This is a genomic window from Bradyrhizobium sp. Kon58, assembly GCF_055807455.1.
The window spans coordinates 1-510 of sequence record NZ_JBVVOT010000133.1; the positions used below are offsets into that span (position 1 = coordinate 1).

Consider the following 510-nt stretch of genomic DNA (forward strand, 5'->3'; position numbering starts at 1 on the left):
CCAGAAGATGCGGCCACCGATGTTGATCAGGCTCAACAGCCCGGTAAAGCCTGCGGCGATGGCAGCGATAGACGCCAGCTGCCCGGCATCCAGTTGACCGAACGGTACGTCCACACCCAGCAGCTTGCCACCGAACACTTCCTGCAACAGCGGCGACGCCATGCCGAGAATGCCGATACCGGCCGACACGTTCAGGCACAGCACCAGCCAGACCAGCCGGAATTGCGGGGTTTTCCACGCCACGTTCACGTGCACATGGCGGTGGGTGATCATCGCGTTGCTGGCTTTTTTCGCCGGCGCGGTCCAGCCCTCAGGCTTCCAGCCGGTCGGTGGAACACGGTACGAGAGTGCGCCACCGATCATGAACACGAAATAAATCGCGGCCATGACCAGGAAGCTCTGCCATACGCCCACGCTGGTTGGCGAAGCGAAGTGGCCCATCAGGGCTGCTGCCAGTGGTGCGCCAACCATCGCGCCGCCACCAAAACCCATGATCGCCATGCCGGTGGC

At 62.9% G+C, this 510-nt stretch carries 1 protein-coding gene; it reads right to left on the reverse strand.

The genetic code is table 11. The features are described 5' to 3' along the window. On the reverse strand, positions 1-510 hold a 510-nt coding region (locus AC0L20_RS39805), incomplete at both ends, for an MFS transporter (RefSeq protein ID WP_473295637.1).